Raw genomic sequence first — 8,429 nt, 5'->3', positions numbered from 1 at the left:
GCGCTCGGCGGTGCCGCAGGCGGCAGCAGCGGCCCGCTCGCCCCTGTGACCGGCCTGGTCTCGACCGTCACCGGCGCGCTCGGCGGTGCCGCAGGCGGCAGCAGCCCGCTTGCACCCGTGACGGGCGCGGTCTCGACGGTCACCAGCACGGTTGGCAGCGCAACGGCCAGCACGCCGGCGCTGAGCGGCAGCACGGGCGCCGTCACGAACTCGGGCTCGTCGTCGAACCTGCTGTCGCCGGTGACCTCGCTGATCGGCGGCCTGCTCGGCGGCACGCGCGGCAAGTAATCCGACATCCATTCATCGACAAGACAGCGAGGAGTCCACCATGTCCCAACAACGTTCCGTGACGTCGGCCGCCCTGCAACAGTGGCGCGTCCCCCTCACCGCTTTCGCGGCCGCGTGCCTGCTCGCCGCATGCGGCGGCAACAGCGTGAGCAACCCGCCGACCAGCAGCACCGGCGGCAACAACCCGAGCACGAGCGGCACGCCGAGTACGAGCGGCACCAGCGGCACGTCGAGCGGCACCAAGGGCGTCGTCACGACGGTCGGCCAGACGGCGACCGACCTCGGCAACACGGTCGGCAACGTGAGCGTGCCCGGTCTCGGCGACGGCGCGACGAAGGGTGTCGGCGCCACGATCGCGAGCACCGGCACGATCATCGACGCGGCTGCCGATGCAGTCAGCAACGGCCTCGGCCAGATCGGCTCGACGAAGGATCCGGTCGGCACGACGGTCGCGGGCCTCGGCAGCGTCGTCGGCGCGACGAGCAACACGGTGTCGGGCGTGAGCTCGACGGTGAAGGCGCTCGGCACGGGCCCGCTGTCGCCGCTCGCCCCCGTCACGACGCCGGTCGGCACGGTGCTCGACACGGTCGCGAACGGCCTCGCGGCGGCCGGCACGACGGTCGGCTCGACGCTGTCGTCGGGCGCCGTGCAGCAGGTCACGCAGCCGATCAGCTCCGCCGTCACGCCGCTCGTGATCACGGCCGGCCAGATCACGCAGCAGGTCGGCACGACGACCGGCCTCGGCCAGCCCGTGTCGGGCCTGCTCGGCCAGGTCGGCGGCGCGATCAGCTCGGCCGGCAAGCAGGTCGCCGGCACGTCGAGCCAGCCGCTGGTCGGCGACGTCGGTCAGCTCGTCACCGCAGTCGGCAACACGGTGACGAACGCCGGCGGCCTCGTGAATCCGAATGGCCCGAACGGCGCAGCACCGATCCCCGGACTGCTGACGAGCCTCGTCGGCGGCTCGACCGCGACGGTCCAGAGCGGCACCGGATCGGCTTCCGGTGCGACCAATCCGCTGGGCGGCCTGCTGTCCGGACTCGGTTCGACGCCGCTCGGCTCGCTGACCGGCGCGCTCGGCGGCGCGACCGGCGGCACGAGCAGCGGCCCGCTCGCACCGGTGACCGGTCTCGTGTCGACCGTCACCGGCACGCTCGGCGGCGCAACGGGCGGCGCAGGCGGCGCGAATCCGCTCGCGCCCGTCACCGGTTTGCTGAATACTGTCACCGGCGCAGTCGGCGGCGCGGCAGGGTCCGCCGGCGGCACGTCGAGCCCGCTCGCACCGGTCACGTCGCTGGTCGGCGGCGTCACGGGTTCGGCCTCGACGGGCAGTTCGACGGGCCTGCTCGCGCCGGTCACGGGGTTGCTGGGTACGCTGGGCAGCGTCGGCAAGTAAGGAGGACGGTCGCGTCGTCGCAGCCGGAGCGCGCGACGCGGCCGTACCAACACATCCGGCAAGGCGGCACACGGCGCGCGGTACCGACGGTATCGCGCGCCGGCATTAGAAGACGAGAAGCAAGGCCTACGAGGAAAAGAAATGAAATCCAGACTCGATACATGGATGATGCTGCTCGCGATCGCGGCAGCAGGCACGGCACAGGCGCAAACACGCGTCGCGGGCAATCCGCTCGACTCCCTCCCGCAGATCAACGCACCGAAACAAGGCCCCAACGTGACGGTGCAGGTCGCGCCGCAGGCGCCGCAGCTGCAGGAACTGCTGTCGCGTCACCTGACGCCGACGACGTTCCAGGTCGAAGGCGTGAAGTCCGTTCCGTTCGAAGAGATCTCGCGTCGCTTCACGCCGCTCGTCGGCAAGGACATCACGATCGGCGAACTGATCGAGACCGCGAACGGCGTGACGAAGCTGTACCAGGACCGCGGCTACGCGCTGTCGTTCGCATTCATTCCCGCGCAGACGTTCGAGAACGGCGTCGTGCGCGTGACGGTCGTCGAAGGCTACGTCGCGGACGTGAAGGTCACCGGCAAGCCGGGCGCGATGGAATCGAAGATTCGCGCGATCGCCGCGCACATCACGGCCGATCGTCCGCTGCGTCGCGCAACGTTCGAACGCTACGTGAACACGTTTGGCCTGCTGCCGGGCGTCAGCGTGAAAGCGAACGTGCCGCCGCCGCAAACGACGGACGGCGCGACCACGCTCGAGCTCGCCGTCGATCGCAAGCCGTTCAACGTCAGCACCGGCATCGACTTCAACCATCCGGGCGTGCAGGGGCTCATCACCGCGACCGAGAACGGCCTCACGTCGTTCGGCGAACAGCTGAGCATCTCCGCCCTCGCGCCGCCGGGGCGCGACAAGCAGACGTACTTCGCATTCAGCGGCGCGGTGCCCGTCGGCAGCAGCGGCCTGATCACGCGGCTCGACGCGAGTACGTACCGCGGCAAGCCGACCGACAATCCGGGCCTGCCGTCGTACATCGAGCGCACGGTGAAGAACGAGAAGCTCGGCCTGTCGGCATCGTATCCGCTGCTGCTGAACAATCAGCGCAGCCTGCTCGGCACCGTGTCGGCCTATGCATCGCACAACGAAGACAACTATCAGAATCGGATCACCGGTGCGACACTCGACAACCGCTCGCAGGTGCGCGTGCTGCAACTGCAGTTCGACTACACGAGCGTGCAGCCGAAGCAGGTTCGCAAGCTGAGCTTCAACGTCGCGAAGGCGTTCGACATTCTCGGCGCATCGAAGTCGCAGGTCGGCACGGCCTCGGGCGTCACGACCACGTATGCCGATCCGATCTCGCTGACGTTCGTCCGCACCGGTGCGACGTTTACGCAAACCAACGAATGGCCGTTCCAGATCGGCACGTCGATCTCGCTGACGGGCCAGTACAGCCCCGACTCGCTGCCGACGTCCGAGCAGATCTCGTTCGGCGCGACGCGTTACGCGCTCGGCTATCAACCGGGCGAGACGTCGGGCGATTCGGGCTGGGGCATGTCGCTCGAAGTGAACCGCGCGTTCTCGCCGGACTGGACCTATCTGAAGTCGATCACGCCGTACGTCGCGTACGACATGGCGCGCGTGTATCTGCACGCAGGCACGCCGTTGCCGAACCGGCTCTCGTCGGTCGGCGTCGGCGTGCGGCTGACCGACAGCCGCTACTACAGCCTCGATCTGTCCGTCGCGAAGCCGGTCGGCGACGCGCCGGTCGAAAGTGCATCGAGAAGCCCGCGCGTGAACGCCGCGTTTTCGTATCAGTTGAACTGATCGTCCGAACGGCCCGCCTCGCGCGGGCCGTTTCGATTAGAGTGCCCTCTATCAAACGCGGCGCACGGTTTCACGTATTCTGGCTGAGCTCGCAACAAGTGGCCGTCCGATGCAGGCGGCTCGCGCGGGCAATCGAACACGACACGAGAAACAAGGAGGACGACAATGATTCAACTGACCCGCCCGTTGCGCACCATTGCACTCGCCGGCGCCCTGCTCGCCTGTGCCGCCCCGTCGTTCGCGCAAGCGGACAGCCCCGTCGGCGTCTGGCAGACGATCGACGACAACACCCATCAGCCGAAGGCGCTCGTGCAGATTGCCGAGGACGGCGACGGCACGTTGTCGGGCAAGGTGATCAAGGGGCTCGGCGCGAACGATACGCCCGATCGCCGCTGCACGGCGTGCACGGACGAACGCAAGGATCAGCTGATCAAGGGCATGACGATCATCAAGGCGATGAAGAAGGACGGCGATCACTGGGACGGCGGCAACATCCTGGATCCGGAGAACGGCAAGGTCTACAAGTGCAAGATGACGCTCGAAGACGGCGGCCAGAAGCTCGTCGTACGCGGCTATATCGGCGTGTCGCTGCTCGGCCGGTCGCAGACCTGGGTGCGCCAGCAGTAACGCACTGCGCGTTCACGCGCGCAACGCGATAAAGCAATCGGCCTGCGACGCAGTCGACAGGCCGATTTTCATTTGGCGCGACGGTGAACGGAACCGCGGCTCACGCCGCCTGCTTCATCGCATTGGGCCGGCAGCCGTTCGCCGCACGAAAGGCCGATGCGCTACCGCTGCGCGCCTCGGCCGCCTTCGACTGCGCATGCTTGCGCATCCGCGCAGACAGCTCGTTGCACAGATTCACGCCGGCATCGCCGTACAGCGCCTGCATGACGCGCATCAGCGTGCCCGACTCGTGCCAGACCTTGAAGCGGCGATGGCAGGTTTGATAGGACGGGTAGCGGCGCGGCATCGACGACCACGTCGCGCCGCTGTAGATCACCCACAGCACGCCGTTCAGCACGGCGCGCGTGTTGGCGAGCGGACGGCCGCGCAATTCGGCGCGCGGCTGCATCTCCGGCAGAAGCGGCGCGATGCTGCGCCATTCGTAGTCGGTCAATTCGCGATACGGCGTCATGGAGATCTCCAGCCTTAGGAACCATGACGCAACGATATCGGCTGACCTCGACGCTGAATATAAGACGAATCTGAAATTGCGCGTCGATTCGATGCATTTGACGGGATTTAACGATTGGATCGCAACGCGCACACAGCCGCGCTCAGGTGAGCGAAGTATCGACGATGCGCCGCGGCGTCTCGAGATATTCCTTCGACTGCATCTCGACGATGCGCGACACCGTACGCGCGAACTCGTTGGCCATCGGGCCTTCGACGTACAACTGCTCGGCCGGCACCGCCGCCGACATCAGCAGTTTCACCTTGTGGTCGTACAGCACGTCGATCAGCCAGGTGAAGCGACGCGCTTCGGACGCCATGCGCGGCGACATCTGCGGCACCTCGGACAGCACGATTGCATGAAAGCGGCTCGCCAGTTCGAGGTAGTCGTTCTGCGAGCGCGGCCCGCCGCACAGCGTCGCGAAATCGAACCAGACGACGCCGTCGGCCTTGCGCAAGGCCTTCAGTTCGCGCTTCTCGATATGCAGAATCGGACTTTCGTCGGGCACCGCCGCGAGCTTCGCGAACGCATGACGCAGTTCGCGATCGGCCTGCGCGCCGAGCGGCGTGTGATACATCTGCACCTGCGCGAGCGTGCGCTGCCGATAGTCGATGCCCGCATCGACGTTGATCACGTCGAGCTTCTCCTTGATCAGCGCGATCGCCGGCAGCATGCGGTCGCGATGCAGGCCGTCCGGATAGAGGTCGTCCGGATCGTAGTTGGACGTCATCACGAACTGCACGCCGTTCGTAAACAGCCGATCGAGCAGCCGGTACAGGATCATCGCGTCGGCGATGTCGGACACGTGGAATTCGTCGAAGCAGATCAGCCGGTAGCGCTTCGCGATGCGGCGGGCGAGCTCGTCGAGCGGATCGGCCTGCCCCTTCAGTTCCTCGAGCTCGCGGTGCACTTCGCGCATGAACTCGTGGAAATGCAGGCGCGTCTTGCGCTGGACGGGCACGACCGCGTAGAAGCTGTCCATCAGGAAGCTCTTGCCGCGGCCAACGCCGCCCCACATGTAGACGCCGCGCGGCAGATCGGGGTGATTGATCAGCTTCTTGAACGCGTTCGAGCGGCGCGCCTTGTACGCGACCCACTCGTCGTAGCAGCGCTGCAGGCGATCGACGGCCGCCCGCTGCGCGGCGTCCGACTGATAGCCGCGCGTGGTCAGCTCGCGTGTGTAGTATTCGGTGACGTTCATCGGGCAAACCAAAAAAACGAAGGCGAGCGGGAAACCCCGCCCGCCTTCGTCATGAGACGGCTGCGCCGGCCGACGTGCGGCCGGCGCCGGACCACGCTCAGCTGTTCAGCGAGCGTTTGTCGACGGCGAGCGCCGCTTCGCGCATCACTTCCGACATCGACGGGTGCGGATGGCAGATGCGGGCGATGTCTTCCGACGCCGCCTTGAACTCCATCGCCACCACGGCTTCCGCGATCAGATCCGACGCGTTCGCCGCGATCACGTGCACGCCGAGCAGTTCGTCGGTCTTCGCGTCCGCGATCATCTTCACGAAACCGTCCGGCGCGTTCATGCCGAGCGCGCGGCCGTTGATCGAGAACGGGAACTTGCCCGTCTTGATCTCGCGGCCTTCCGCCTTCAGCTGCTGCTCGGTCTTGCCGACCCACGCGATTTCCGGGTACGTGTAGATCACCCACGGAATGCAGTTGTAGTCGATGTGCGGCTTCTGGCCGTCGATCACTTCCGCGACCAGCACGCCTTCGTCTTCCGCCTTGTGCGCGAGCATCGGGCCGCGCACGACGTCGCCGATCGCGTAGACGTTCGGCACCGCCGTGCGGCAGTGGTCGTCCACGTCGATGAAGCCGCGCTCGTTCGTCTTCAGGCCGATCGCCTCGAGGCCGAGATTGTCGGTGTTCGGCACGCGGCCGACCGACACGATCAGGCGGTCGGCGTCGAGCGTCTGCGCGTTGCCGTCCTTGTCGGTGTAGGCGATCGACACGCCGTTCGCGGTCGTCTTCACTTCGCCGATCTTCACGCCGAGATGGATGTCGAGGCCCTGCTTCTTGAACAGCTTCGCGGCTTCCTTCGCGAGCGCTTCGTCGGCTGCGCCGAGGAACGCCGGCAGCGCTTCGAGCACCGTCACTTCGGCGCCGAGACGACGCCACACCGAGCCGAGCTCGAGGCCGATCACGCCTGCGCCGATCACGGCGAGCTTCTTCGGCACCGAGTCGAACGTCAGCGCGCCTTCGTTGTCCGACACGATCTTGTTGTCGACCGGGATGCCCGGCAGATGACGCGCCTTCGAGCCCGTCGCGATGATCACGTTCTTCGCGGTGACGACTTCGGTTTCGCCCTCGCCGCTGACTTCGATCTGCACGCCGGCGTCGGTCTTGCCGGTGAACTTGCCGTGGCCCTTCAGCCAGGTGATCTTGTTCTTCTTGAACAGGAACTCGATCCCGCTCGTCATCTTCTCGACGATCGCATCCTTGCGGCCGAGCATCTTCGCGATGTCGATCTTCACGCCGTCGACGCTGATGCCGTGATCGGCCAGATGATGCTGCGCGTTTTCGAACTCTTCCGACGAGGCGAGCAGCGCCTTCGACGGGATGCAGCCGACGTTCAGGCACGTGCCGCCGAGCTTCAGCGCGCCGGCCGGGTTCTTCCACTTCTCGATACAGGCAACGGTCTTGCCGAGCTGCGCGGCACGGATCGCGGCGATGTAGCCGCCGGGGCCGGCGCCGATCACGACGACGTCAAATTCCTTGGACATGGCAATCCTTTCTACTTGTGCATCCGCACGGACGCGCGGTGGCGCGCCCGTGCGGAGCGGGTCAATGCGGTGAGACTCGGCTTACAGGTCGAGCAGCAGACGTGCCGGATCTTCCAGCGCATCCTTCATCGCGACGAGCGACAGCACGGCTTCGCGGCCGTCGATGATGCGGTGGTCGTACGACAGCGCGAGGTAGTTGATCGGACGGATCACGATCTGGCCGTTTTCGACGACCGGACGCTCCTTCGTCGCATGCACGCCGAGGATTGCCGACTGCGGCGGGTTGATGATCGGGGTCGACAGCATCGAGCCGAATACGCCGCCGTTCGAGATCGAGAACGTACCGCCCGTCATTTCCTCGATCGACAGCTTGCCGTCCTTCGCCTTCTGGCCGAATTCGGCGATCTTCTTCTCGATCTCGGCAAGGCTCAGCTGATCCGCGTTGCGCAGGATCGGCACGACGAGGCCGCGCGGCGAACCGACCGCGATACCGATGTCGAAATAGCCGTGGTAGACGATGTCGTTACCGTCGATCGACGCGTTCACGAGCGGGAACTTCTTCAGCGCGTGGACGGCCGCCTTCACGAAGAACGACATGAAGCCGAGCTTCACGCCGTGTTCCTTCTCGAACTTGTCCTTGTACTTCGCGCGCAGGTCCATGACCGGCTGCATGTTGACTTCGTTGAACGTCGTCAGGATCGCGTTGGTCTGCTGCGACTCGAGCAGACGCTCGGCGATACGCGCACGCAGGCGCGACATCGGCACGCGCTGTTCCGGACGGTCGTTCAGCCAGGTCGTTGCCGACGCCGGCACCTTCACTTCCGGCAGCGCCGGCTTGGCCGCGGCCTTTGCCGGTGCGGCGGCCGGAGCAGCCGCCTTCGGCGCGCTGCCGGCGGCGAGCGCGTCGCCCTTCGTGACGCGGCCGTCGCGGCCCGAGCCGGCGACGTCGCCTGCCGACAGGCCCTTCTCGGCCAGCAGCTTCGCTGCGGCCGGCGAGGCCGTGCCCGACGAAGCG

7 protein-coding genes and 1 pseudogene are annotated in these 8,429 nt (G+C 66.6%); 4 read left to right on the top strand and 4 right to left on the bottom strand.

Translation table 11 applies throughout. The features are described from left to right. From HMPREF3115_RS24745 to HMPREF3115_RS24730, 4 genes and pseudogenes are all read left to right on the top strand, one after another. A pseudogene (locus tag HMPREF3115_RS24745) lies at nucleotides 1–288 on the top strand (collagen-like triple helix repeat-containing lipoprotein); the annotation flags it as partial. Between the two features lie 40 nt (nucleotides 289–328). After that, nucleotides 329–1,681 carry a collagen-like triple helix repeat-containing protein gene (locus HMPREF3115_RS24740; RefSeq protein ID WP_070556494.1) on the top strand — a complete coding sequence of 451 codons (1,353 nt, stop codon included), beginning with the start codon at nucleotides 329–331 and terminating at the stop codon, nucleotides 1,679–1,681. 141 nt (nucleotides 1,682–1,822) lie between these two features. Continuing rightward, on the top strand, nucleotides 1,823–3,508 hold the full coding sequence (locus HMPREF3115_RS24735) for a ShlB/FhaC/HecB family hemolysin secretion/activation protein (protein ID WP_070556492.1): 1,686 nt from the start codon (nucleotides 1,823–1,825) through the stop codon (nucleotides 3,506–3,508). A gap of 165 nt (nucleotides 3,509–3,673) precedes the next feature. Continuing rightward, on the top strand, nucleotides 3,674–4,135 hold the full coding sequence (locus tag HMPREF3115_RS24730; RefSeq protein ID WP_039222128.1) for a DUF2147 domain-containing protein: 462 nt from the start codon (nucleotides 3,674–3,676) through the stop codon (nucleotides 4,133–4,135). A gap of 100 nt (nucleotides 4,136–4,235) precedes the next feature. Here HMPREF3115_RS24730 and HMPREF3115_RS24725 read toward each other — a convergent pair whose 3' ends face one another. The 4 genes from HMPREF3115_RS24725 to odhB form a co-directional block, all read right to left on the bottom strand. Next, nucleotides 4,236–4,778 carry a transposase gene (locus tag HMPREF3115_RS24725; protein ID WP_139094007.1) on the bottom strand — a complete coding sequence of 181 codons (543 nt, stop codon included), beginning with the start codon at nucleotides 4,776–4,778 and terminating at the stop codon, nucleotides 4,236–4,238. 10 nt (nucleotides 4,779–4,788) lie between these two features. Next, a complete protein-coding gene (gene zapE, locus HMPREF3115_RS24720) occupies nucleotides 4,789–5,886 on the bottom strand; it encodes a cell division protein ZapE (protein WP_006400314.1) in 1,098 nt (365 codons plus the stop codon). A gap of 97 nt (nucleotides 5,887–5,983) precedes the next feature. After that, complete coding sequence (lpdA, locus tag HMPREF3115_RS24715; protein WP_006400315.1) at nucleotides 5,984–7,414, bottom strand: dihydrolipoyl dehydrogenase; 1,431 nt, start codon at nucleotides 7,412–7,414, stop codon at nucleotides 5,984–5,986. Between the two features lie 81 nt (nucleotides 7,415–7,495). Then, a partial coding sequence (gene odhB, locus HMPREF3115_RS24710) for a 2-oxoglutarate dehydrogenase complex dihydrolipoyllysine-residue succinyltransferase (protein ID WP_070556490.1) occupies nucleotides 7,496–8,429 on the bottom strand: 934 nt, incomplete at its 5' end.

This window comes from Burkholderia sp. HMSC10F09, from assembly GCF_001806955.1.
GTDB classification, from domain to species: domain Bacteria; phylum Pseudomonadota; class Gammaproteobacteria; order Burkholderiales; family Burkholderiaceae; genus Burkholderia; species Burkholderia multivorans.
This window is presented reverse-complemented; position numbering and strand designations above follow the sequence as displayed.

Coding starts and splice junctions, on each gene's coding strand:
- HMPREF3115_RS24730 (WP_039222128.1), top strand. CDS start 3,674: ATGATTCAACTGACCCGCCCGTTGCGCACCATTGCACTCGCCGGCGCC.
- HMPREF3115_RS24735 (WP_070556492.1), top strand. CDS start 1,823: ATGAAATCCAGACTCGATACATGGATGATGCTGCTCGCGATCGCGGCA.
- HMPREF3115_RS24740 (WP_070556494.1), top strand. CDS start 329: ATGTCCCAACAACGTTCCGTGACGTCGGCCGCCCTGCAACAGTGGCGC.
- lpdA (WP_006400315.1), bottom strand. CDS start 7,414: ATGTCCAAGGAATTTGACGTCGTCGTGATCGGCGCCGGCCCCGGCGGC.
- zapE (WP_006400314.1), bottom strand. CDS start 5,886: ATGAACGTCACCGAATACTACACACGCGAGCTGACCACGCGCGGCTAT.